Annotated in this window: 25 protein-coding genes; 8 read left to right on the top strand and 17 right to left on the bottom strand. The window is 59.2% G+C overall.

Going from position 1 to position 24,362, the window contains the following annotated elements; all coding sequences use genetic code 11:
• Together CYJ10_RS33810 and CYJ10_RS17245 are read left to right on the top strand one after the other, a co-directional pair.
• Nucleotides 1–813: a hypothetical protein gene (locus CYJ10_RS33810; protein ID WP_146002066.1), complete on the top strand. Its 813-nt coding sequence runs from the start codon at nt 1–3 to the stop codon at nt 811–813.
• Between the two features lie 56 nt (nt 814–869).
• Complete coding sequence (locus tag CYJ10_RS17245) at nt 870–1,652, top strand: hypothetical protein (protein WP_101682692.1); 783 nt, start codon at nt 870–872, stop codon at nt 1,650–1,652.
• 498 nt (nt 1,653–2,150) lie between these two features.
• Here CYJ10_RS17245 and CYJ10_RS17240 read toward each other — a convergent pair whose 3' ends face one another.
• Entirely contained in the window at nt 2,151–2,348 is a 198-nt protein-coding gene (locus CYJ10_RS17240; protein WP_101682691.1) for a hypothetical protein, read from the bottom strand.
• A 210-nt stretch (nt 2,349–2,558) separates the two neighbouring features.
• Here CYJ10_RS17240 and CYJ10_RS17235 point away from each other — a divergent pair, with 210 nt between their 5' ends.
• Nucleotides 2,559–4,769: a penicillin-binding protein 1A gene (locus CYJ10_RS17235; RefSeq protein WP_101682690.1), complete on the top strand. Its 2,211-nt coding sequence runs from the start codon at nt 2,559–2,561 to the stop codon at nt 4,767–4,769.
• A gap of 169 nt (nt 4,770–4,938) precedes the next feature.
• Here the strand turns inward: CYJ10_RS17235 and CYJ10_RS17230 are convergent, their stop codons facing one another.
• From CYJ10_RS17230 to CYJ10_RS17215, 6 genes are all read right to left on the bottom strand, one after another.
• The gene (locus CYJ10_RS17230) at nt 4,939–5,949 is read right to left on the bottom strand and encodes a CAP domain-containing protein (protein ID WP_101682689.1); all 1,011 of its coding nucleotides are present in this window, start codon (nt 5,947–5,949) and stop codon (nt 4,939–4,941) included.
• Between the two features lie 78 nt (nt 5,950–6,027).
• A complete protein-coding gene (locus CYJ10_RS33800; RefSeq protein WP_146002064.1) occupies nt 6,028–6,357 on the bottom strand; it encodes a hypothetical protein in 330 nt (109 codons plus the stop codon).
• 1,704 nt (nt 6,358–8,061) lie between these two features.
• Nucleotides 8,062–8,787 (bottom strand): response regulator transcription factor, encoded by a 726-nt coding sequence (locus tag CYJ10_RS17225; protein ID WP_101682688.1) that lies wholly within the window; start codon nt 8,785–8,787, stop codon nt 8,062–8,064.
• A gap of 1,557 nt (nt 8,788–10,344) precedes the next feature.
• Nucleotides 10,345–10,497 (bottom strand): hypothetical protein, encoded by a 153-nt coding sequence (locus CYJ10_RS34175; RefSeq protein ID WP_180862965.1) that lies wholly within the window; start codon nt 10,495–10,497, stop codon nt 10,345–10,347.
• 33 nt (nt 10,498–10,530) lie between these two features.
• Entirely contained in the window at nt 10,531–10,770 is a 240-nt protein-coding gene (locus CYJ10_RS17220) for a hypothetical protein (protein WP_308302979.1), read from the bottom strand.
• A gap of 182 nt (nt 10,771–10,952) precedes the next feature.
• Complete coding sequence (locus tag CYJ10_RS17215) at nt 10,953–11,705, bottom strand: SHOCT domain-containing protein (protein ID WP_374703277.1); 753 nt, start codon at nt 11,703–11,705, stop codon at nt 10,953–10,955.
• On the opposite strand from CYJ10_RS17215, the gene CYJ10_RS35240 reads away from it, so the two are divergent.
• Nucleotides 11,688–11,873 (top strand): hypothetical protein, encoded by a 186-nt coding sequence (locus CYJ10_RS35240; protein WP_374703276.1) that lies wholly within the window; start codon nt 11,688–11,690, stop codon nt 11,871–11,873. The genes CYJ10_RS17215 and CYJ10_RS35240 overlap by 18 nt on opposite strands.
• Nucleotides 11,874–11,894: 21 nt before the next feature.
• On the opposite strand, the gene CYJ10_RS17210 is transcribed toward CYJ10_RS35240, so the two are convergent.
• Complete coding sequence (locus tag CYJ10_RS17210) at nt 11,895–12,911, bottom strand: chemotaxis protein CheB (protein WP_101682687.1); 1,017 nt, start codon at nt 12,909–12,911, stop codon at nt 11,895–11,897.
• A gap of 100 nt (nt 12,912–13,011) precedes the next feature.
• Between CYJ10_RS17210 and CYJ10_RS17205 the strand changes: the two genes are divergently transcribed.
• Nucleotides 13,012–13,251, top strand: a complete 240-nt coding sequence (locus CYJ10_RS17205; RefSeq protein ID WP_101682686.1) for a hypothetical protein — start codon at nt 13,012–13,014, stop codon at nt 13,249–13,251.
• 96 nt (nt 13,252–13,347) lie between these two features.
• Here CYJ10_RS17205 and CYJ10_RS17200 read toward each other — a convergent pair whose 3' ends face one another.
• The gene (locus CYJ10_RS17200) at nt 13,348–17,517 is read right to left on the bottom strand and encodes a CheR family methyltransferase (protein ID WP_101682685.1); all 4,170 of its coding nucleotides are present in this window, start codon (nt 17,515–17,517) and stop codon (nt 13,348–13,350) included.
• A 290-nt stretch (nt 17,518–17,807) separates the two neighbouring features.
• Nucleotides 17,808–18,062 carry a hypothetical protein gene (locus tag CYJ10_RS34170; RefSeq protein WP_180862964.1) on the bottom strand — a complete coding sequence of 85 codons (255 nt, stop codon included), beginning with the start codon at nt 18,060–18,062 and terminating at the stop codon, nt 17,808–17,810.
• On the opposite strand from CYJ10_RS34170, the gene CYJ10_RS35235 reads away from it, so the two are divergent.
• Entirely contained in the window at nt 18,000–18,785 is a 786-nt protein-coding gene (locus CYJ10_RS35235) for a recombinase family protein (RefSeq protein ID WP_101682684.1), read from the top strand. The genes CYJ10_RS34170 and CYJ10_RS35235 overlap by 63 nt on opposite strands.
• Nucleotides 18,786–19,003: 218 nt before the next feature.
• On the opposite strand, the gene CYJ10_RS34165 is transcribed toward CYJ10_RS35235, so the two are convergent.
• From CYJ10_RS34165 to CYJ10_RS17180, 4 genes are all read right to left on the bottom strand, one after another.
• Nucleotides 19,004–19,222, bottom strand: a complete 219-nt coding sequence (locus tag CYJ10_RS34165; RefSeq protein WP_180862967.1) for a hypothetical protein — start codon at nt 19,220–19,222, stop codon at nt 19,004–19,006.
• A complete protein-coding gene (locus tag CYJ10_RS17190; RefSeq protein WP_101682720.1) occupies nt 19,219–19,455 on the bottom strand; it encodes a hypothetical protein in 237 nt (78 codons plus the stop codon). Before CYJ10_RS17190 ends, CYJ10_RS34165 begins: the two co-directional genes overlap by 4 nt.
• Nucleotides 19,456–19,502: 47 nt before the next feature.
• Nucleotides 19,503–19,967, bottom strand: a complete 465-nt coding sequence (locus tag CYJ10_RS17185; RefSeq protein ID WP_101682683.1) for a hemerythrin domain-containing protein — start codon at nt 19,965–19,967, stop codon at nt 19,503–19,505.
• Nucleotides 19,968–20,034: 67 nt separating this feature from the next.
• Nucleotides 20,035–20,244: a hypothetical protein gene (locus CYJ10_RS17180; protein WP_101682682.1), complete on the bottom strand. Its 210-nt coding sequence runs from the start codon at nt 20,242–20,244 to the stop codon at nt 20,035–20,037.
• A gap of 145 nt (nt 20,245–20,389) precedes the next feature.
• Here CYJ10_RS17180 and CYJ10_RS17175 point away from each other — a divergent pair, with 145 nt between their 5' ends.
• Together CYJ10_RS17175 and CYJ10_RS34810 are read left to right on the top strand one after the other, a co-directional pair.
• Entirely contained in the window at nt 20,390–20,590 is a 201-nt protein-coding gene (locus CYJ10_RS17175; RefSeq protein ID WP_146002062.1) for a hypothetical protein, read from the top strand.
• Between the two features lie 484 nt (nt 20,591–21,074).
• Nucleotides 21,075–21,233, top strand: coding sequence for an IS4 family transposase (locus CYJ10_RS34810; RefSeq protein ID WP_308302978.1), 159 nt, complete (start codon nt 21,075–21,077; stop codon nt 21,231–21,233).
• 40 nt (nt 21,234–21,273) lie between these two features.
• On the opposite strand, the gene CYJ10_RS17165 is transcribed toward CYJ10_RS34810, so the two are convergent.
• From CYJ10_RS17165 to CYJ10_RS17155, 3 genes are all read right to left on the bottom strand, one after another.
• On the bottom strand, nt 21,274–21,963 hold the full coding sequence (locus CYJ10_RS17165; protein WP_101682680.1) for a potassium channel family protein: 690 nt from the start codon (nt 21,961–21,963) through the stop codon (nt 21,274–21,276).
• A 19-nt stretch (nt 21,964–21,982) separates the two neighbouring features.
• The gene (locus tag CYJ10_RS17160; protein ID WP_101682679.1) at nt 21,983–22,660 is read right to left on the bottom strand and encodes a carbonic anhydrase; all 678 of its coding nucleotides are present in this window, start codon (nt 22,658–22,660) and stop codon (nt 21,983–21,985) included.
• Between the two features lie 437 nt (nt 22,661–23,097).
• On the bottom strand, nt 23,098–24,318 hold the full coding sequence (locus CYJ10_RS17155) for a hypothetical protein (protein ID WP_101682678.1): 1,221 nt from the start codon (nt 24,316–24,318) through the stop codon (nt 23,098–23,100).
• Nucleotides 24,319–24,362 lie beyond the last annotated feature (44 nt).

The raw sequence follows: 24,362 nt of genomic DNA, 5'->3' as shown, positions 1-24,362 counted from the left end.
ATGAAATTTAGCCTTCCCGTTAGCGCATGTGTGCTAACACCTCAGTCACTTTTTCGAGCCGCAGAGTTTAAGAGGGCAGTCGAAACCTACTGCGAGCACTTGCCATCCCTAGTTCCTGAACGTTGGGGCTGGTGGGAGCCGCTTAGTCGGACATTCGATGAAAATGATCTCGATTCTCTGATTCCGGAAAATGGAATTTGCGAAACAGTTTTTTGGAAAAAAATCGGCAGAAATAAAGCTGAAGGTTCATTTTCTGTGCGATGGAAGAGTAAGACGCCTGGCTTGCTGGATACGCATGCAAATATAAGCTTTACGACTGACATTAAAAACATTAATCAAGAGGAAGTTGTGGTCTGGATGAAGGAGGAGTGCAGGCGCTCTTCGGCAGACTTTGGTTTTGTGGATGCATTGCCTGACTATCATCGCGAATTTGCAGTCGAAAGTGGATCAGCACAGTTTGGCGATCGGTACCGAATCGTGACGCACTTGCTTCGCCATTGGCTTCCTGATGTATTTTGGGGAACGATCTTCGGGCCGGCGTACGTCGCCTTATTTGGCATCGATCGATTGCTTAGTGCCCCTGCCGCTATTGTCGAAAAAATCGCTGATGACATGGTTTACGTTCAGCTTTCGAAAGAGTTGCGAGACGTTATCGAGGATCCTCTTGGCATGCAGCATCGTCGTAATCTGTTCAAGCGTCACTTGGCAACCGACGCATTCTATGAAACGGGACGCGGCTACGATCGGCTTGAGCGCAGTCCTTATGGCGATATATTTAAAGTGCCTGCGTTCAAACTCTTCGATGATGAGTGAGCAAGGTTTTGACGCATAGTTATATTAATGGCGCCGGATTCAGTGGTTGAGGTGTAATGCTGTTCAATCCTGAACAACTGCGAACCAACGGATTTAGCGCCGGCATGATCGCCTTCTATCGCGAAGGCATGTGGGAAGGACCTCCCTTGGGTAATACCGGCGCGGACGGCTTGCATTGGGTGATTTCCGCATGGCTGCTTGGCTTGCAGTCGGAGTTTTCCGAAACTCTCTCGAGAGCAGTTCAATGGATCACTGACGCCATTACTTCCGGAGAGAAGTCTGGCGCCGACCAAAACACCTATCTTTCGCTACTACATGGTGCGCGGGCAATCGGAAGATGGATGCTGGATGGAAGCGAAAGTCAAGGCGACTGGGAATCGGCGAGGCACTTCGAAACGCTGCGGTGGACGAATGAGTATCGTCCCTGGCCACGGTCGGAAATCATCAGCTTCGGCCTTGACGAGTATATGGCACAGGCCTGTCAATTCCTTCAGTCTCCGGGATCGCTCGAGCGTGCCATTGACCTGTACGAGGATTGGACTGGAAAACGCCAGCCTCTGTCGCTCTCCAAACTCTTGCTTCCGCGAGACTTTGGTTACGCAATTTGCATGCACTACACAGGAGGGTATGTTCAAGCTGAGTCCGACCTGTTCGACGCGGGGCGGCGGCTCCTGCGGCGTTACCTGGCAGATCGCTGGTTGGGAGGAGGGCAGACGATTCGCGCGGTGATGTGGCTGAAGATCGTCTACTCGCTCCAGGATACGAAGCTGACCCCTATGGAAATCATTCTGAAGGCATACGACGATATGCCCAAGGTGCACAGACCCGATTTCGTGTAGGAAGCTTCGATGGTTCGAATACGATTCTTGCCGGCAAAGGGTTACGTGCGCAAATGTGCCCCGACCTGATGTTTATTGAGCACCCTGATTCTGGGAACAAAAACAGGAACCGAGTACCGCGCATTCCCTGTGCCGGGCATTCGAGAGCGCCACTGTCGTCGGCGGAGCTCTACGACCCTGCCACCAACACATGGATGATGGCGACCAGTGCCACCTACGCGCGAGGCCGCAGTGCGGCGGTACGGCTCAATGACGGCAGTGTGCTCGTGCTGGGCGGGGACAATACTGGCGGTTCGGTGGCGACCGCGTAGCGATTCCGGCCGTGAGTCGGCTGGTTTCAAGGTGCCTCAAGGTCTGATCTGATCCAGGCGAGGCTTGGCCCGAATCACGGTCATGATGATAGAAGATGTCGCCGACCCCGCGAGGAAAGTGTTCATCAGTTTGCGCGGGAAATCTCGGTCTTCAGGCTCCCTTCAGGGCGGGGTAGTTGACTCTCGCCTAACACTGTCCCTTCTTCGCCTTGCCGGGCGGGCAGAACGACTCGTTGCCGTACTGGTCGACTCGACAGTTACCCTTCTTGGCTTGTCCCGGCGGACATCCTGGGCCACCGCCCGACTCCTCATAGGGGTACGGTGCAACAACGCAACCGCTCAGCAATGCGGTGCATGCGGCAATGACGAGCAGCAAAATCTTCATCCTTTCCTCCTACTGAATAAGGCAAGGATACAGTCGTGCCTCCGCTGCCTCTGTAACAAAACCTTTCGTTGCCCAACGCGTAACAGAGGCTGGCTCCGCGTGAAACAAATGTAATCGTCTGTAAATGCTGCGCACCGCAGCCCTCCTGGACGAGTCCAGCGACGTTGCGCTTTGGTACGATCGCGCTCTTTTCGCCCGCCGTCTGCCACCGTGAATCGCCGCTACATATTGTTGTTTCGTGAGTCTTGCGCGCGGTGGCTCGCGCAACTCCAACCACTGGCCACTATCATCTTCGCGCGAGCCGGAGTCATTCTCCGGAGCGGGCTCCATCGCTTGCGACAGCCAACGCGACGCGGCATCGTCCTGACACTCGCCGCAGTGCCAGCGATCTGTCTGCTGTACATACTTGCGCTTGTGCCTTTTACCCCGAGTATCGGCGACATCCGAAAGGCCCGTGTCGATCAGCCAGCCCTGATCGTCTCCGCAGATGGCAAGCTGCTTGATGAATTCAAACCGGTCAATCGCGAGTGGGTGTCGCTCAAGCAGATTTCGCCATATATGGTCGATGCCCTGATCGCAACGGAGGACCGCCGCTTCTACGCGCATCATGGCATCGACTGGAGACGTATCCTTTCGGCCGCGCTGCATACCTTCTCTGGCGACCGGCAAGGTGGATCGACAATCACCCAGCAACTCGCGCGCAATCTGTACCCTGACGGGATCGGGCGTGCGCCGACCCTCACGCGCAAACTGAAGGAAGCGATCACCGCATTCAAGATCGAAGCGGTGTATAGCAAGGATCAGATCCTTGAGACGTACCTGAACACGGTGCCGTTTCTGTACAACGCTTTCGGCGTGGAGATGGCCGCACGCACCTATTTTGGCAAATCGGCCGGCCAGCTCGATGTGCTTGAGAGCGCCACGCTCGTTGGCATGCTCAAGGCAAACAGCACTTACAACCCGATCCTGAATCCGGAGCGTGCTCTGCAGCGGCGGAACACCGTACTTGGTCAAATGAACAGGTATGGGACGCTCAAACCAGAGGCTTTCAACCGGTTGAAACGACAACCGCTGCGCGTGGATTTCGAGATGCAGACCGCGCCCCTGGGCGCCGCACCGCATTTTTCCGCACAACTGCGCAAATGGCTGATCGCATGGGCTGACCGTAACGGGTACAACATTTATGCGGACGGTCTGGTCGTGCGCACCACCATTGATTCGCGCGTGCAAGCGATGGCGACGCAAGCCTTGGACTGGCAGACGAAGCAATTGCAATGGATTGCGAGCGGCGTATGGAACGAGCGCACTGGGTGTAGGCCGGGAAGCGACTTGTTCCAGGCATTCATTCGACAGACGCCGGAGTACCGCGCCGCACGGGATACCGGCCATTCGGATCTGGCGTCACTCAGGCAGCTCGGAACGGACCAGACGTTCGTCCGCGCGTTGTGCCGGAGCAAGACGCAGGTCCAGGCGGGCTTTGTCGCGATTGACCCGCGCAACGGCAATATCAAGGCATGGGTGGGCAGTCGAAACTTCAGTGAAGTGCCATTTGACCACGTGCAGCAGGCCCGGCGTCAGCCGGGTTCAACGTTCAAACCATTCGTTTACGGCGCGGCCTTCGCAGACGGCGTACGGCCGAGCGACACGATTGTTGACCAGAACGTCGCGATTCCGGTGAAGGGGCAGGGTAACTGGCAGCCTACAGATGCTGAGCCGGCGACTAACCGACCGATGACGCTGCGCGACGCGCTCGTATATTCGCGCAACCGCGTGACGGCTCAGCTAATGCAAAGGGAGCGCCCGGAGAAGGTCGCTCGCCTTGCGAGAGCCATGGGTGTGCGTGAGAGCCCGCTCGACGCGGTGCCATCCCTCGCGCTAGGTACGAGCCCGGTTACGCTCAAGGAAATGGTTTCGGCGTATGGGACGATTGTAAACCGCGGTGCTTACATGGAACCGCGTATGGTCACGCGCATTGAGCGTCGCGATGGCACGGTGCTGGCCGACTTTCCAAGCGCATCTCCGGAACAGGCATTGGCCCCCGGCGCAGCGCAAACGCTCGCTGATGTCATGCGCGACGTCGTCAGCCGAGGCACTGGGGCAGATATCCGACGACGCTTTGGGATTCGTGCTGATGTGGCCGGCAAGACCGGCACTACGCAGGACAACACGGATAGTTGGTTCATCCTGATGCATCCACATTTGGTCGCGGGTGCGTGGGTAGGCTTTGACGACGGACGTGTGACGCTTGGCGACTACTGGGGCCAAGGTGCGCATAGTGCGCTACCGATGGTAGGCGCGTTCTACGATATGGCGCTGCGCGCGAGAGTTATCGATCCGGACGCACGGCTTGGCCCCGAGGTCAGGCCGCCTCGCACAACTCATGCAAGGCAGCATCGGCAATTCCTCTTCTGGAAATTCTGATATGTCGTTGCCTGACCCGTACGGCATGACGAGCGGCGGAACTGTAGGCGTTCCCGGATGGGACATCAGCGCCGCCGCGTGACCGTGCCGCAAAGGCAGGACGTAACCGAATTGTCTCCAGGAAGACAGGGCCAGTCCTTGGCGTCTTGGGGGAGCCCGTCGAGGCCGATCAGAACGCCGTAAAACGCCAGGACTTGTTGATCGCTACACCGTTTCGCGCGCCAGCGAACGTCGCCGTATAGGTGCCGGCAGCGATGGGCTGCGTGGGGAGCAGGAACACCACGCCTCGATAGAGGCCGCCGTCCTCGATGGCCGACGCAAGCGAACCAGCCTTGGATTGCGCGGGCACGAGGATGCGGGCCGGTATGCGACTGCCACCTGGCCCCGTCAGGATGAAGTTGGAGACCGTCAGTACATCAGATGGCTTCTCAACGTTGACGCGGAACATGATCGGGGGACCGGCTCTGGTCAGATCAGGCGCTGGATTGGGGGTCTCGTCGCCAGGAATAAACACGCCGTAGACCGTGGCATTGTCGGCCGGATAGTGCGCGCCAGCGCCGGGAGGGAGTTGTTGGCCACCCCATTGGGCGAGGCCGTAACCGCCGGTTCCGGCTGCAGTCACCACGGCAAAGTTCAAGACGCAGTAATGGTCACGCAAGGCGATGCCGACCGTCTCCTGGTTGCTCGTAATCCCTTGCAAGTGGTAAACCGAGTTCGCCATCGAGGCCAGGCATCGGGAAAGCTCGCCGTTGTAAGCATTCTGCCCGACCCATTGCTGACGCGAGCCGCCCGCGGAGAGTACCTGCAGGTACGGGTCGGGGCTGGTGAAACCGGGATTGCCGGGGGTTTCCGTGTGGCCTAGGACCGCATTGAGCTTCATGTACTCCAGGTGGTTCTCGGCCGCAGCATCCAGGGCAGCGTCTTGCCGCAACGCGCCGACTCCCATGGCGACACGCAGGGCGTTGAGCGCATTGAAGAAATCGAGGCGGGGGTCGGTTCTGGGGTAAGTGGCCGTGAGTGCGGTCACGGTATGCGTTGCGGGGGACAATTTCCTCCCGACGATCGGTGCGTGTTGCAGGTGTGGAGCAATGGTTGTCGGGGTTGCGCCAGCACTACCGATGCTGGCGCAGGCCGCGACGAAGGTAAATGTTGCGGCGACTGCAAAGAGGCTCTGCTTCACGTTTTCTTAATGGTTCCAGGTCTGTACAAGTGGCGCCGAGGATGTTTCAGTGACCTCGGCAATTCCGCTGCCGGACGCTTAACGTGAAAGGGGCGTGATGCGTGGACAGGAACGTGCGCGCTTGGCACGACAAGCTGCGGAAAACTCGTGCCCGGTAGTGGTTTCGATGGCGGCTCTCCGGCTTGACCCGAACGGGTTCTGCGAAGTCCGGCGGTGTTGGTAGGCCTTCGCCGACTTCGCAGCATCCCAGGCCGACATCAACGGCGTGATGGCGGCATCCGGCACCGGATTGCGCATGCCATTGCGCGTCAGCGTCGATACGCCCATCAGAAATGCGTCGAAGACCGAAGCCAATGCGGGGACATCGGTGTTCGTGCGTATTTCGCCGTTATCGACATCTCGCTTCACACACGCAGTGGGCCTGCCCGTGTACGTGCGCGTGAGCGGGGCAGTGGCGTGGTGACGTCCACGTGTTCTTCGGAAGGGCGCTCATAGCGCCCAGGCCCACCATGCACCCCTTCGGGTGCCCGCATCCAGACGGCATCGTCGCCGAATTGCGCAGGGCGGATTCAAGGCCTCGCGTGGCGCGACATGTGCGTCCCACAGCGGTTCTGTCACCTGGGCATAGGTCGAAATACCGCTGCACGCACTCCTGAAATAGCGCCTCGATTGCTGCGTCGAAGGCATAGCGAGTGCAACCCTCCGAAAGCCTCACACGCTCCCGCGTTGGGAATGGATAGTGAGCCGGCGGTGCATTGTGGCAATGCGATCCGTGCCCGCGACCAATTGGCTTGGCACATCGAAGTGGAAGGCGGTGACATCAACACGACAAGAGAGCCAGAGCCTCTAAACGATACTTCTCATCACCTTCGAGTTCACGTGCGTCAACAACGGTTTCCCAGTCGCGACACAGGCATCACGTTCCGCCAGGCGGCCCGGCGGGTTGGCGCTTGGCCCCGCATCGCCTTGCAGCGGCATGTCCATACTATGGTTGGCGAATTGGCGTCCTGGGCGACGCTGATGCAGGTGCGACCGTCCGGGCTGTCGAAGGGGAACCCTTCTCGACCACCCCATTTCCCTCTCGGATGGTGGTATTCCGTGGTCAAGCAATTACCTGGCTCTCTGCGCTGCTGGCGATGGGTTTCGCCTCAGATCTATTGAGACACGTGACCCCCGGGAGCAAGGCTTGCTTAAATCACGGCTGCCTTGCAGCGGGCTTCCATTTGAGCAAATCCTGATGTCGCAACGAAAAGTCGCACATCGGCGCTCTACGCATGCATAGGTCCCTAGCCTTCAGTCGGATAGCGGGGAACGTCTGCGGCGCATATGCTGAAACAAAGTTCGGGCGACGCGGTCGGGCGGACCTCTGGCGCACTCCCCGTGCCCTGGCCACCCGGTGCCCAAGGACCGCGATTCCCCCGGACCGCGGTTCTTTTCTATGCGGCGGTGTTTGTTGGATCCTAGCCATCATCGCACCTACGGAGAAAGGTAGTGGGACGGGCAGTTGCCCTGGATGCTTTGAGTTAGGGGTCGTGGGGGGCACGACAGTGGCCCCACTCATAGGTCAACTGCGGCTAGGGGGGCGCTGGCGTCAGACTCCTCATCGCGTGAAAATCGTCGGTTGACGCGGCTGCTAGTCCCGATAGCGGAAAGCGATGGTTCAATTTTCCATGCAGACAATAGTGGTTCGAACTCGTCTACTCGCTTCTCCATGGAGGATTGGTTCCGCAAGAACTCCTCCGGTGGCCCGCCTAAAGCAAGGATCGATAATGTATATCCGAATTTATGGAAATTCCTAAGAATTTGTGCTTCAGAGAGTTCTTTACGAGCTCTTCCGAAGTCATGGTTGGATAGCCAGTTTCTTTCGACGATTTCCCTGCGTGTGAAGCACTCTCCACCACGAAGCAGAGCGTACAAGATTTCGGCACACTCTTGATCGGATCTGGTTGACCTCAAAGCGGCTCTCCATCAGAAATAAACAAAGACGCAATATGTGGACCGGCGGACGTCGGGATATCTACGATTTTTCGGAATAGGTGTCACGGAATTCCTAACGGAGAGCTTGGTGTTCGCTGAGGGTTCATGAATCGCGGAAACGTTGCCCACGCAATCTTAGAAAAATCCGTCGATGGCTAGCGATCGCTCGTCGGCGCGCAAAGTGCGGACCTGACCCGTCGCACTACCTAAGGAGCCGTAGGATGCGTCGGTGCTTGGTTTCCGGCGGGTCGCGGGCGGGGTATATGTGATCCCCAACTTGTCGGCGCATCGCACTAGTTCGGCAAGTGAACCGATCTCCAGCTTGTTCATGATGTGGGAGCGATGGACTTTGACGGTTTTCTCGACGATGCCAAGAAAGTTGGCAACTTCCTTATTTCGCAGGCCTGTGGTGACCATTGCCATTACCTCTCGTTCGCGAAGGGTCAGCCGTAGCATCTTTGCATCAAGCTCTGCCCTGATATTCCGCTCGATACCGCGTTGTGTCGCCAGCTCTAGCGCGCGGGTCACCGCCATGACAAGTCGGTCCTCTGGCACCGGCTTTTCGAGAAGGTCGATCGCGCCAGCTAGCATCGTCTCAACGGTCTGTTTTACGTTTGCGTAGCCTGTGATCATGATGAAGGGCACATGCGATGGCAGTAGCTTCAACAGTTCGTGACCACTAATACCTGGCAAGATCAGGTCGGCTACCACGCAAGTTGGGCCACAGAGGGCGTCGAACGCGGGCAGACACTCCTCGGCCGAACGGAAGGTCCTCGATGTAAAGCCTTTGGCTTGCAGTAAACGACCTAAAGCTTTGCGTATGCTTTCATCGTTGTCCACAACAATCACAGTTCCGGCCATCGCGCTCACCCTCTTAGGTTGACTCCTCTCCACATTACCCAACGGGTCGTACGTTCACAATCGCTACGCGGCGACCTCGAAAAGTTTCATCAGGACTAATGAAATATTTTTGAGGATTGGGCGCTGGCTGAGCAAGCGAGCCTCGTTCATGGGTACTGTGCTACGTCCGTCAGTATCTACGGCCGCTTTGGCCCGGGAGGGCCCGATACCCCCGGCGACTGGAGAACCTTAAGGCGACGGACGGGCCTTCGGATCCTGGCGGCGGAGTCATCGTCGAGCTGATGTGACTCCGTCTCAACTTTACCCCGGCGCCCCCTTGACCTTGGGCGCCGTCTATTTTTCTGACCGCGGGAAGCTTCGGAATTCCGCAAATCGACGGAGAGCGAAAGTGAGCCTCTCCGTCGATCAACGCAGAATCATCGCGCTGCTACAGCAAGGTCACAAGCTGCTCATCCGTCGATCGCCAATTCATGGGCGTATTGTCGGCGCTAGCCTCTGGGATCCCGAACGGAACATAGTGGTGGAAGTCTTCCCGCTCTGGCGAGTCGAGAAGCTCGTCGCCATTGGCTGTCTTCGGCAAAGCGCGCAGATCCCATCGATCGAGTGGATTGTCATATCGAACGGATCGGAACGAACAGCAGTCAGATTGCGCGCATCTCAACTAAGCGCGCAAGGGACTGCTATTGCGATGTAGCGCGAAAACCAGACTACTAGATGCCCTCAAGGTGGTCACTCACGCGTACAACGTTGACTACTTGCTGGCCGTATCCCACTCGAGTAAGTTAGGAGCAAGGTGCTGTTTCCAGCAGCGCATTACTCCTCGATTTTTGCTAGAGCTGGGAGCCCCTTTCCGCGACAGGGTCGCGTCCGACAGTTGAAATCCTAGCAGTAGTGAGACGGTCAGCGCTGGGACATTTCCGACGGCACCGCTGGGGCAGCTTCGCCCGATCCAGTCCGAAGATCGCGTCCCGTCCTGATAGTGGTAGCTGCCGCAGTCGAGGCACTACGTGAGCATTTGAAGCTGCAGCTGTCTCCCGCCGATTCAATTGAAACAGAGATAGCTTGGTGAATGGACCCGGCGCGGACCTGACAGTGACAACAACGGTGAGACGATGCCGACGTCGCCGCTTACCGAACCCGTGGTGTCGCCTGTGTTTCAAGGAGCGCGTCCGGCGTCCTAAGGCATTGGCACGTCAAGCATGCGGTATCCGTGTACGGAACATGCCAATCTCAGCAAGAGAACGACTGGGGACGTTTTCTCTGGCCTCGCTCGGGCTGCATTCGCTCAAAAAAAACGCCGCCCCTCATGGAGGGCGCGGCGCGAGCGTCATCACAGGATTGCGAACAGAAGCCCATGGGACAAAAGAAGTCTATGGTTGGTCGATGCCACCGACAAATGTTCGAAACGGAACCCTTCCGGACAATTGCGCACGCAAAGGCATGAAGGAATCAACCATTTGCGCAGCGCAAGTGCCGGCGCACATTCGACGGTACGCCAGCGCGTGATGCCATTCTCGACGCGACACGTTTGTGTTTCCAAACCTTTTCCCTAGATCATCACAGGCCGTCGGGATGCCGCTCGAGCCAGTCCCACACCAACCAGTCGATCTCGGCGGCCCGGGCGGAGAACGCGCCGGTAGGCGTTCCGACGAGGCGTGCGAATTCGTAGTCGAGGGTATTGCATACGCGCACGCTATGCGGGTCGATCAACACACTGTTCGGGCAGCTTGTTTCGCAGGCGGGCTACCAGCCAACTATCTCTTTTACTTTCGCCTCTTCACACGCCCTCTTCACACGCCGTTTGGCGGCGGGCGTCTTGCCGCTCAAGGCATTGGTCCAGAAGTCAGTAATTTGCCTGGTGCCTCCTGTCATCGCGGCGGAAGCCTGCAGTTTGACTTCTGCAGTCATCCGACCCCGCATTGCGCTGGCAACCCGATTGGCCTGGCTGAGCCACATACTCATGAATGGGTTCTTCATCTCCAAGGATTTCTCATAGGGAAGCTCCGATAGGTACGCGTTGGTGTGCCGGTGGCACGCGGTCGCAAGCTCCGTGTCACTCCAGCTTCGGAGAATTCATAACATGCTCGGAAGGCCTAGCCTGTCGTCTTGGACGCGACATAGCTAAGTTCTCACGGGTTACGACTTGCGCTGCCGGCGCCGTCCGCTCACAAGCGACCCAGCAACTCCGCTTTCTTGGTGGCGAACTCCTCATCACTAAGTATTCCCTTCGCGTGCAATGCGGCGAGTTTCTCGATGGTGCCGAAGACGTCTGTCTCGCCGGCGTCCGACTGAGCACTGGAGAATTCCGCGCGCACTGGCGGCGACGCAGGCTGCGGATCCCCAGTGACCGGAACTACCGGCAGGCTGGCGACGGCAACCAGGCCGTGCTGGCTCGCGAACGTGAGAGATGCGCCGCGGGACTGCTGCTGTGAGAATCCGCTGATCTGGTGATCGAGCGTATCGTAAAGCGTGACCTTGCCATTGACTTCGATCGCGAGGCGCCGAGGCCGCGCGAAGTAGGCATAGCGCACGTCGTTCTGCGCGCCTGTGCTCTCGGGCCGCCCCAGGCCCGGAGGCCACCAGTCAGCAGACGTGCCTGACGGGTATGGAACAAATAGACTAACGGGGCCGGCCGGCCCGCCTTCAGTCTGTTTCTGGTAGGCGCCACCGTCAGCCGCGCGCTGCTGTGGTCGCTCACTGCCGCTGTAGTGGTTCTGCTGACGGGTACCTTGGCTCTGTGACTGGAAACTGCCGCTGCGGATAAGGTCGGGCTCGCTTGCGATCAGGCGGGAAAGTTCGGAACAGAGCGCATCCACCTGACCTTTCAGGCGGTGGTTGAACATGTCTGAGACCATGGTCATCCCGCCCTGCATCCACTGGCCGGAGCCACCAAAATCGGGATGATCGAACTGGGCCATGCTGCCATGACCGCGAATCACGGACTCCAGCATATTCATCACGGCATCTGTGCTGAAGCCATGCCGTTGGGCGACTTCGTCAATGATTTGCTGCCCAGCGGGCGTAAGTTTTCGCATGATGATCCACAAGGAAAGGTGACGTTTGGTGTCGCACTTCGCGTGCAGTGACCCTTAGCCGCACGGATGCCGCTAAGCTATCTCTTTCTCGGGCTCGGCTCCGTGAACAATGACGCCCAATGTGTTGCGCAAGATGTCCGCCAATTTCTGGATCTCATCGATGCGTGCGTCCTCAACGGCGGCCTGTTTATCACTGCCCGCGCGCTGCGCCCATTGTTGGCGCTCCCGCGCAAAAATCATCCGCTCATGTATCGCCCGGATCGCGCCCCAGATGGCATCTTCTGCATGCTGTGCCCCAGCTTCATCAAGTGAGACAGCGGAGAAGGCGTGTCCCGTGTGGCAGCGGTATCGTAACGGACGTCCCTCTTTCATCCGCCAAAGGGCCCCGTTGCAACTTGGACACGTGAGTGCCGAGCGTTCGCCTATCGCATCGAGGTCTTGGGGGGCCACGAGCCCGCACTCAGCGATTTCTGCCTCGCGATCCAGGTCTGGTCGGGTCGTCATCTCGGTCTCCTGCAGACGCTTGGCCCCGCGCACGGCCGCGTGTAGTAACTGTGAGAGATCCACCACCTTTGCGACGGCATCCGCACCTCCTGCAGCAAGTGCGTTTCGAGGCATGGACGGGGCTTCTGAATCGTCGGGGTCCTGTACGAGCCCGTATCCACCTCGCGCGTGTATGGCGGCTAATCCTGCTGCGCCATCATCGAGATCGCCACTTAGCACGACACCGACGACTCCCGCCTCATACTCACGCGCGGCGGAGCGGAATAGCGGATCGGCTGCGGGCCGTGCAAAATTTTCCGCTGCCGTGTCAAGTAGGTACAGGTATCCGTCCCGCAGGATCATGTGACGATCTGGCGGCGCCACGTAGATCCTCCCCAGTTCCAGTATTTCCCCGTGTACCGCGTGGCGCGCTTTCAATGGCCCCCACCGTGACAGCAGTTCCGGCAGAATGCTTCGATGCCGGCCAATATGAAACACAATACATAGGGCAACTGGCACATCGGGTGCAATGCTTGCGACCAGCGTTCTGAGAACTGGAAGGCCGCCACGAGATGCGGCGATGACAACGATGTTTCGGTTATCCATAGCGGCCTCCTTTTGTCGGAGAGGCATTTATCGAGCCTGGACCGGGGCGACCGCCCCTTCTGGATCCTCCGTCGCTGCCAGCGATGGGCAAAGGAGTAATGTGCTAACGCTATCCGAAGAACTCACGAAGTTGGGGCGAGCCGAAGCACATGTTCTCGAAGCCTCGCGCCGTATTGAATCCCAGCGGGCTCTCGTAACGTCGATGGCTGCCAAAAGTGGGGAGAGGGTGAGAGCCGAGACGCTGCTCTCAACGATGCAGGCGACGCTCAATCAGTTTACGTTCCATCGCGACGCCATTCTGGAAAACATCGAACGCCTGCGTAGAAAACATACCGAGTAGGGCCGGTAGGAAGGGCGTCGGGCTGTCGTGGCGCCAATGGCTCGGAGACGGGCCAGCCGTCGCTCACGCCACGTGGCCCGACCTCTGCTAGAACAGTCAGCCTGTTCGTTTCAGGCCTTGACTACGTGTCGAATCGCCAAGCGCCACGACCAACTCGGAAAAATCAAGCGGTTTCGCAACGTGCGCGTCGAATCCGGCGGTTGTCGCGGCTCGCACATCTTCTTCGCGGTTGCGGCCTGTCAAGGCGATGGCCCGGATGTCAGACCATCTCCGGTCGGCTCTGATTCGCCGAATTAACTCGTACCCATCCATGTCCGGTAGGCCGATATCCAGCACCACCGCATCAATCGGCTCGTCCGGCAAGATCCCAAGGGCGGCAACACCGCTTTCAGCGACCTTGACGACGGCGCCCTCCAGTTGCAAAAGTGCTGCCAGCGCCGCGGCAGCTTCCCCCTGATCTTCCACGAGCAAGATCCGCAGACCGGCGATACCCGGATGACCCTGATCAGCGTAGCCAGCCGGCTGCCGCGAGTCTGCTGCTGCAGGTAGCCACACCGTTATCGTCGTGCCGAGGCCGGGGCCGTCCGATTTGGCGGTAATCTTGCCGCCGTGCATCTCGACGAGTTGGCGTACAAGTGCCAGGCCTATCCCCATGCCACCCCGGGCTCGATCGCGGGCCCCTTGGCGATACATATCGAAAACATAAGGCAGCGTTGCTGCGTCGATGCCCTGTCCATCGTCAATCACGTCAATACGCAACATCCGGTCATCATGCGACAGGCGCAAACTGATGTGCCCGTTCGGACGGCTGAAGTTAAGTGCGTTGGACACCAGATTCCACACAATCTGTTCGCAACGTATCGGGTCAGCCAGCGCAATGGCCGGCTCTGTCGGCAATTCCGTCTGTAGGACCAGTCCTCGCTCGAGCACGTCGTGTTCACACGTATCGGCGATGGTCGTGAGCAGGGAAGCCAGATCCACCCGGGATATGTCGAGTGCCAGCTTGCCGGTCTGGATGCGTGACCAATCGAGCAGATCATCGATGATTTGCGCCTGCGTGCGCACCGCCTGTCTGATAGACGCGGCCGCGTCGCGCACGGCGGCGATTTGACGCGCCTCCGGGAATCGCGGCAGCATCTCAGCCTTCACGCCAATGAGGTTGAGTGGGTGCTTCAACTCGTGGGACAGAATGGCGATGAACTCATCCTTCAACTGGTTCGAACTCAGCGCCTGTTCGCGCGCGGCTTGTTCCCGGGCGAGCGCCTCCCGATTGGCATCCTCGCGCTGCTTGCGCGTGGTCAGATCGCGGACGATTTTTGCGAAGCCGCTGAATGATGCATCGGAAATCGGCGTGACGACCCCACTGCAGTAGACACGGCGGCCTTCCCTGGTACGGTACCAGCGTTCGTCGTCGGCGCGCTCCTCTTTGGCCGCGACGTCGCGCTCGCGAGCCGGGACAAGCGCTTGTCGGTCGTTGGGTTCATAGATCAGTTCGATATCCTGTCCAATCGTCTCCGCTTCCGTATAGCCAAATATCCGTTCCGCACCCGCGTTCCAACTCACGATGGATCCCGCCTGGTCTTGGATGATAATGGCGTAGTCCTTGGTTGACTGCGCCGCCAGACGCAGGCGTTTCTCGCCGGCGCGGGCGGCTTCCTCGGCCTGGTGACGGTCCGTGATGTCGATCAGCGTGATCACTGCGCCGTCGATATGATCGTCCGCAGTGCGATACGGCAGTAGCCGCATCAGATACCACCGGCCCGCCTCGCTCTGGATTTCGCGTTCAGTCAGCCTGAGCGTTTGGAAGGACTGTCTCACATCATCGGCCAGCGTCGGATAACGCAACGAATGGGTGATATGAAATAGCGACCGACCCAAATCCGTGTCGATCAGGTTGAAAATGGCAGTCGCATTGGGCGTGAACCGCTTGACTCTGATTTCCTTGTCGACAAACACCGTCGCGATTTCGCTGGAAGCGATGATGTTGTGCAGGTCGTCATTCGCCTTCGCCGTGTCTTCGATTCTGGCCTGCATTTCGGCATTGGCCGTCGTCAACTCTTCATTCACCGATTGCAGCTCTTCCTTACTACTTTCCAGCTCTTCACTCGTGGAGCGCAACTCTTCGTTGATTGCCTGCAACTCTTCGTTCGATGCTTTCAGTTCTTCGACGGAGGTTTCATATTGTTCAATGATTGTCGAGAGCTGTTCGCGGCTATGTTGAAGTTCCTGTTCGAGCTGGGCGAGGACGGGGTCTTGTCCTGTGGTCTCTCCCTGGTCCTCTTCGGTCATGCGGCCCGCCACTTCGTCAAACACGATCAGCAGGAATTCTGCATTGGCGACCTTGTCATGAAATGGTCGAACCGTCATGTTGATCCATGAAACCCGCCCGTCGTGTGCCCATTTGACCCTGCGCGCCTCAACGCTCGTACCCGTCTGCAGCGCTCGGAAAATTGCAGTGCGCAGATCGAGTCGCAGGTCCGCCAGCACCAGCGTCATGATGTTGCTGGACAGCTCGCCGCCGGCGTGCCGGAGAAATCGACCCGCATTGTCCGACAGGTGAACGACGTTGGAATCGCGATCAATGATCACGCTCGGCGGCGAGTAGGTCTCCAGTGCGCGCTGATGGAGCTCCGAGTACGAGAAATTGCGCTGGACGGGACTCGCGGGGGCCCGCAGCGTCGGTTGCGGAGCGGTTCGCTCATCGGATGCCCCGGCTTCGATCTGACGAAGGGGTTGAAATCCCGCTGCAGGCTTGGCGCGATGCGTGACAACGCGTGCCCGATAAATGCGTCGCTTCTTGTCGACGATAGCGAAGAGGTCATCCGCGGCGTCGGCAGATTCTGCGGTACCCAGGAACAGGAATCCGTTGGGACGCAGCGCGAAATGGAACAACTCGAGGATTTGCCGCTGTACTGCACGCTCCAGATAGATCAGCACGTTACGACACGAAATCAGATCAAGATGCGAGAACGGTGGGTCGCGCAGGAGGCTATGGGCCGCGAAAAGGATGCGCTCCCGCACAGACTTTGCGATCACGTAATGCGCACCCTCGCGAGTGAAGTAGTGCTGCAGCAGCGCAGCTGGCACGTCGCTGGTGATGGAAAGTGGATAGGATCCCGTCCGCGCCCGGGCGATCGCCGCTTCATCAATATCGGTGGCGAATACCTGGATGGACTTGCTTGATATCGCCGCATCGCGGGCACGGGATAACAGCAAGGAGATCGAATACGCTTCTTCGCCAGTGGCACACCCCGCAACCCATGCGCGCACCTGTCCGTCACCGGGGCCCTGTGCGAATAGCGGTGTGATCACTTCCTGTTCAAGGAAATCGAATGCTTCGCGATCGCGGAAAAACTGGGTGACGCCGATGAGCATGTCGGCCAGCAATGCGTTGGCCTCGTCGGAGGACGTGCGGAGGAAGTCCCGATATCCGACGAGATCGCGCTGGGCATTGACTTGCATGCGTCGCTCGATACGCCGCAGGACAGTGGCCCGTTTGTAGAGTCGGAAATCATGACCGGTGCGCACGCGTAGATGCATCAGGATGTCGGACAATGCGCGTTCGGGCTGGTTGCCGGCCAGTCGCGCGTTATCGTGCGCGATTTCCCCAGTCTCCAGACGTTGGAGTTCGATGCGCTGCGCATTGGACCAAAGCTCCAGCAGCCGTTGCGGCATCTCGGCAGCAGGCAGCACGATATCGACGCGCGTCGTCGCAATGGCGTGTTGGGGCATTTCCGCATGCTCCGCATCGTCCGGCGTCTGCGCCAGTGTGATGCCGCCTGCTTCCTTGACGCGGCTCAGACCCGCAGCACCATCGGAACCCGATCCCGACAGCACGATGCCAATCGCGCGCCGGTCATGCGCATCGGCCAGTGTTCGGAAAAAATGATCGATCTGGAAGGCGGGGCCCTCAGACAACACTCGCTCGCTGACACGAAGGCAGCCGTCCGACATTTCCAGTTGCTTGCCCGGCGCGATGACGTAGATATGGTTCTTTTCAATCGGCATGGTGCCGGTCACCTGGCGCACTGGCATGCCTGTGGTGCGTTGCAGGATATCGTCCACGTGGCTCGGCTGTTCTGTCGCCAGGTGAACCACGATAACGAACGCCATGTCCATTCCGGTCGGCGCATTCTCGAAAAAAGCCTGCAAGGCCGGTACGCCGCCAGCGGATGCTCCGATTCCCACCACCGGAAAGGGAAGGTCACTTTTCATAGTTGCCGGCGAGCCGGTCGTCTCTTCGTCCGTCGCCGTCCGCCGTGACATGGCGTGTCTCCTCGTATGTCCCTCGAGCCGCATCCAATTGTAGCGGCGCGGGCCGTTACGGCCCCAACACTCCATTTTAGCATTTGACAACTGGGAGAATTGGTGACTAATAACCCAATCGGGGGCATCGCAGAAGGATGGCATGCGGGCGTCGCATAGTCCAATCCCGCAAAATGGGGGAAATGGGCAAATCCTGCCGGTATCGATTACCGGAGAATGACGCCGCTGCGACGGCGGCTGCGACTGCGGCCGGACGGAATGAAACGGGCACTCAGTCCAGGCTCGCGAGGCTAACGGAACTGTTCCTCGAGCGACTGAGGGTCCGGAGTCAGATAGGCCGGGCGCTGATGGGCGTCGATCCAGTCCTTGCCCCATGCTATGCCGTCGGCCATGGCGCGCTCTTCGCTAGGGAATACGCCTAGGTCACTGGACTGCACCACTACCGCGCCGCCTTGGGTGACGCGCCCTGAAGCCAGCCAGTGATGCTCGCCAATCTGGGTTGCGGTGCCCTCTACCGAGAGTCCGTAGTATTGCTGCGTTGCCATGGCAGTCTCCTCGTCTATTCAAGCCGGCGAAACCCTTTGTTTTCGTCCCCATATGGTAAGAAAGACCGCTTCGCTCGAATATATGGAGTTTGCGTCCGGAATGCTATAAATTTGGACAGCCCTGCTCAAGCCAAGCCGTCCCGCCACGAGACCTCGATGCCGCGCACCTACGCTTATTCAAACGAAGCAAGTACACCGCGAGAATTCGAGGCGGAGTGTGTGGCGCTGGACGCCAGCGGCTACGTTTTGGACTTCAGTCGTGTGTGCTGGGAGTGCTCGCCAGCTCCCATCCCTGTTCTTGCACGACCAGGTTTGTCTCAACTGCTGGCACGCGTGCGTGCAGGCGACGCCGTTGTTACCTTGAGGCTGAAGAGCCTCGGGGGATCCGTGCGAGAAGTACTGGCCACCATCGCGCGTTTTGGGTCTCGCGGTGTTCGAGTGTATTGCGTCGAGACGGGGGACGCTGAACTGACGGATCGGACGTCGCCAATATGGCGGACCCTTGATGCCGTGCTAAGGCTCGAGCGCACGAGCCGCAGTGCCCGCACCAAGGCGAGCGCCGAACAGACTGTTCAGCGAGGCGGCCGCCTAGGACGGCCGCCGGCGTTGGATCCGCGTCTCCACGAGGAAGTTCGCGCGGCCCTTCTCGCGGGAAAATCGGTCAGCGAACTTGCGCGGGTCATGAACGTTTCCCGACAAACCATTATGCGCATTCGAGACTGAGGCAAATCAAGCGCGGCCACGGTACATTCGCTCGAAGTTTGTGTACTTTTTCAGGCATCCGAGAGCACCTGGTCTCCGGGTGTCGGATAGCGACAGCCATCTCTGCGCGTCCAAAACTTGTTCCCATCCCGGTTTGGGGTTCCTCTCCGCCGCACCGCACAACGGCGCACCATTCGCCGAGCTTCCCGAAGGATTCAAGCGTCTGCAGCGCATCTTTCTCAAGCGCGCCGGCGGCCACAGGGATGCCGCTTGAGCCAGTCCCTCACCAACTGGTTGATCTCGGCAGCCCGGGCGGAGAAAGCCCCAGTGGGCTCGCCGAAGCGGCCTGCAAAGTCGGTGTCGAGGATGTCGCAAATGCGCACGCTGTCCGGGTCGACTACCGCGCTATTTGGGTAGCGCGACTCGAAGAATCCCGGCGAGGGCGCAAATGCAATCACACATCGTCTCCAAGTATCACGTCCACGGCAGCCCGTCCCGCTAACTCCGCCACGAGGTGGGCCCAACGTCGGGAGTATGGTCCGCCAAAGACCTTTATACGCTTTCCTATGGCAGCGATACCAAGCATGGGCCTGAAACCTTTGATCTGGAACCAAACGTCGAACATGTCCTTGGATGAATTCGTGAGATCGACATGGATTTCGAACCCCCGATACTCTGTCACGCGCACCATACATTCCCCCTGAAGTATGGCAAGCCGCGCCGGACCATCGGTCTCGATCACGCCGGCTCGCCCAGTAGCTCCGATTTCCGGGCTTCGAGTTGCGCCGCCACTTCGCGAAGGTCGATCCGCGCCTTGATCACCGCGGGAAAGAGTTCGCTCTCCTCTTCCTCTACATGGTGGCCCACATACTCGGTCAGGACCTTGTAGTTCGCGTCAAGCATGTCCGGGTCTCCCGCTTCGATCTTGGCAATCAGAGCCTTCGCCACGCCGTGCTCGACCTTGGCTTCATCCAGCATGTCATCTAGCTTTTGCGAGACGTCTCGCAGGGCGGTGTAAAAGATCTCCTCCTCGATCTGCGCATGGACTGACAGCTTCTGGCATGTTTCCGTTGCGATTTTGTGTTTTTCTGCGGAGGCTTTTGCGGCTTCGAACTGCTTGAAGAGTTTTTTCACTGCGCGATGGTCATCCATCAGGAGGCCGAGCGCTGTACGTTGCTCAACGGGTATTTTCGACTTGTCCATGAAGATCTCCGTGGGAAAAGTTGGGCACTGTTGGTGGGGGTATTGCCGAGCGGAGCATCAAGCGCACTCAACGGCGCTTGCGCCTTTTTGCCGGCTTCGTGGCTGTCAGCCCGTCAGTCCAGGCCGCCATCATTTGCCTGGTGCCTTCCGTTATCGCAGTGGAGGCAGCACGCTTGCTTTCCGCCGTCATTCGGCCGCGCGCCGCTCCGGCGATGCGATTGGCATTACTGAGCCACATGCTCATGAATGGGTTTTTCTTGTTCCAGGGATTTTTCATGGGATTTGCGGGGTGTCATCTCAATGAAGCAATGAATCGCCGCTCCACTGATAGTGGTGACGGCGATTGACGTCAGATAGAAGCCATTAACGCCAAGGCATCATGGGCGTCGTTGCCCGCCCTGTTGACCTGGTTGGCTGCCCCCTTGCTGGCCACCTTTTTGGCTGTCTTGATCGCCGTGTTGTTGGCCACCCTGGCCACCCTGTTGTTCGCGTTGGCCTCCGCGCTGATCCTGGTCGCCAGACTGCCCGCCTTGCCGACTCCCCTGATCGCCCTGTTGCCCCCCTTGCTGGCCGCCCTGTTGAGGCTGCTGCTCACTAGGCTGTTGCTGCTGGCCCTGTCCTGATTGCGGTTGCTGTGCCATGTTCGATCCTATCGCGGCTGAATTGCCACCTCCCCACATCGCAAACGCCGTACCAGGGCAACCACTGTCACTTCATTCGGGGCGCAAAGGCGCTGTTCATCGAGCTGCGAGGCACTACCGGGGCGGAAGTGGTCGATTTGGTCCGGACAAGGGAAGGGGCAACAACAGCCTCCGTGCATCTCCGACTGCATGCGGTGGCCAACGCCCCGGTACACCGCTTTCTACAAAGACCGCCCGAGTTACCGAGACTTCCATGCCCGCGAGGTGGCGGTGGCCCGAGGCGCGCTGCGATTGATCTGGCGGCAGGAGATTGAAATATGATGGGTGAGGAGCCTGAAGACGCTTCAGAAACCGTCCTGGGCCGGCCGTCCTTGCTTCACGCCATAGCCCCAAGTGGTCCTCCAGCCCGTCGAATGGCAAGCCCTGTATTGCCGCGTGCATCGAAGCCACCCGGCCGCCGGACACGGTGCCGTCGCTGCATCAGGTGATACGATGGATTGCCACCTTGGGCGGCTACCTGAATCGTTGTCACGATCCACCACCCGGCGCCACGGTCATCTGGCGAGGCGTCCTCGTCTTTCACGAAATCACCGAAATTTTCCGCATCTTTAGTTCAGGCCCATAGCTTGTGGGTAAAGCTCAGCGCCTTAAGGACGGGGAGGACGTCAAGGCTTGTCGTCGGTATAGCTCTCGCGCGGAGGGTAGACGCCCGCGAGACGGGCGATCAGGATGGCGACGAACAGACTGCCTGTGATCTGTTCAACCATGCACATGCCGCGTGCCGGGCGCGTGAGCGGCGTGATGTCGCCAAAGCCCGTGCTCGTGAGGACGGTGATGCTGAAGTAAAGCGCGTCGGCATAAACGAGACGACCCGGTTGACCAACAACTAAGTAGGACTGCGGGTAGAAGAATCCGATGCTGGCGTAGATGTATGCCCAGAGGACGCCTATCAACAGGTAAGCGGACGCGGCGCCAAACAGCTTGTCTGGGGTCATGATCCTGGGCTGGAATACGTAGCGCAGGAGATACGCAACGGTGATGAAATAGAGGGCTGCGCTGAACATCCAGGATATGGCGAGACTGCTATCGTCGTCGCGCCACAAGCCCAGGTACTGGAACCACATGGCCGGGATGGAAAGTAGCAACGCCATCGCGAACGATACGGTTGTACGACCGACTGCCGCCACTGTAGCGATCAGCAAGAACATGTTGATGATGTTCAGGACCAGGCGGCCGTTGTCGCTGGCAGGAACAAATGACACCGCGCCGATGAGCGTGAGCAGCACGAAAAACAACCAGAAGCAGCGCTGATAGAAGATGCGGGACAGCGCTTCGCGCGTGGTACGGATGGCCATGGTCGTCGGTCTGTTGGCTTTACCGTGCGCGAGAAGCGAGCCGTGAAGTAAGTCGCTCGGCCAGCGCGCGATCAATGACTTCAAACGAACGGCTCGCGCGCTCGTAGGCAAACATGTCGCCAGTCGCGATGTCAAACCACCAGCCACTCAATACCAGCGAGCCGGCCATGACTTGCTGCCGGACGATCGGGTAAGTCATTAGATGCTCGAGCTGTACCAGGACATTTAGTTGGGACAATTGATCATGCGGCTTCAGGCGATCGTCGAGTGGACCTTCATATTCGAGGCGGAACGCCGCGTTATTGGCGTGGTAGAGCCATTTATCGAGATTCGGTGCTTTCAGCTTCGGGTTCCGCGAATGAACGGCTTTCATGGCGCCACATTCGGAATGCCCACAGACGACGATATTTGCCACTTTCAGCACCAGGATGGCGTACTCAATTGCACTGGCCTCTGACAGGTCGCCAGTCGAATCCCCCTCCGCGGTTGCAGGCGGTATCAGATTGCCCACGTTGCGCATCGTAAAAAGATCGCCAGGGTGTGTCGAGGCGAGTAGGTCTGGGACCACACGGCTATCAGAGCATGTAATGAAGAGCGCGTCAGGGGTCTGAGCGAGCGCAAGCTTGCTGAACTTCTCTGCATACTGCGGCAGCATCTTCTCGCGAAATTCGACGATGCCCGTGATGAGTTTGCGCATGACGTCCTGCCGGTAATGTTGAGCCTGACATGCCTTCCAAGCTGGCGAAGACGTGGGTATACGTTTTCGCAAGATTAGTTGCGGAATTCAGGCACGGCAGATATGTCCAGTCAGTGCGGAAACAGACATTGCCTCTTATTGAGATAATGTCGTATTGCCATCGACCCAGGCAGCGGGGACGACGCACGCTCGATCAGTGTGGGTCTGCGCCACAGGTTCTGTGAGGATTCGTCGAAACAGGCCACCCGCCTACCGAAATTGTTCCACTACAACATCCGCAGCCCCGGCGTCGTGAGACGGCCGGGGCTTCATTTTCTGGATCGTCGCGGATGAGTGGGGCGGATCACCGTGAGCCTGCGGGAACAAGTTCGGCGGGCGCGGCCGAGCCGGGCTGATGAGCCTGTGCCTCCGGCACACGCCGATGCGGGACGGGTGGATTACTGACGGCGGCAGGTACCCGCCACCGGAAGTCCGTTCGCGATCGTCAGCCAGCTCGCCGCGTTGCTGCCGGTCTTCAGCAGTGCGTGGAGGTGGAGCACGGGGGGAGGGGCGGCGGGATCGGGCGCAGCTCCCAGCTCAGCATTCATGGCGACGGCCCAGCCGTCGAGTTTGATGCCGGCATTCTCGTTGACGATAAGCGGCAGGGTGACGGCCTCCTTCTGTGCCGTCAACTTGCTGCCGCCAATTACCAGTTGTTCGGTCACTAGGGTGCCGTCGGAAACAGGAAACCCGTCGCCACCGATCGCGACGTTCGTGCGCGAGCAGGTCCACTGGCCATCGAGTTCGCTGGCGGCTAGTGCCTTGACCGGTTGTAGCGTCCAGGTGCCGGTGAACATGGTGCTGGAGGGGGCATCGTGATAGACCATGTCGAAGCGCAAGCCACCGTTGGGCACCGGGATCAGCCGACCACGGAAGTAGGTGGACTCCATGACCAGGTCATAGGCACCAGGAAAGCGCGTCTGGTCTGCCAGCGTGAGCTTGCCCAGTTGCGGCGTGGGGCAGGTGGCGACGTCCTCGCCCGTGCACAACCTGACCATGCCGTCGCCGTCCAGGCGCAGCGTGGCTACAGAAGCGCTGACCGGGGACATGGACTTGCCCGTGATTTCGTCATAAGCGGAGAAGACGGTCAGAGCGTTGTAAACGCCGGCCAGGCTGCTCAGCGCCACTGGAGCGGTGCCGACCTTGCCCGCTGCAATGCTGCCCGCCAGCGCGCCAGCGCCTACCCCGGTGCCCAGCAGGTTGGGCAGACCGGAGATTTCGCCGGTCAGGCCGTCATCGCCCAGCCGCAGGGTCAACTTCACGCCGGCCAGCTTGTCCGTCAGTTTCGCGGGCGTGGGGTTGGCGCTATCCGGCACCAGGTTGCTGACGATGAACGAGCCGTCGACCGCAGGCGCGGACAGGGTACCGATGATGGTGCCATTCAGCCCGAAGGCCGAATCGACGAATGTGAGCTTGACGTTGTCAGCGGACGGCGCATTCATGGTAATGAGGATCGTGTCGCCAAACGAGATCGTGCCCGCATAGTTGCTGGGTGTGACGGTCGGGGCTGCCGGTGTTGCCGGCGCCTCGGCCGGTGCCACTGGGCTGTCGCCGCCCCCACAGCCGCCCAGCGCTGCGCCAATGACCAGTGCGCCAAACAGGTATTTCCATTTCTGCATTGCTACCCCTTCTTCCCGATTTGTGGTTGTGCTGCCGGGGTACC

The sequence above is a fragment of the Cupriavidus pauculus genome, assembly GCF_002858765.1.
Lineage (GTDB): Bacteria > Pseudomonadota > Gammaproteobacteria > Burkholderiales > Burkholderiaceae > Cupriavidus > Cupriavidus pauculus_B.
The sequence above is the reverse complement of the archived record's forward strand: the minus strand, read 5'-3'. Positions and strand labels throughout refer to the sequence as shown.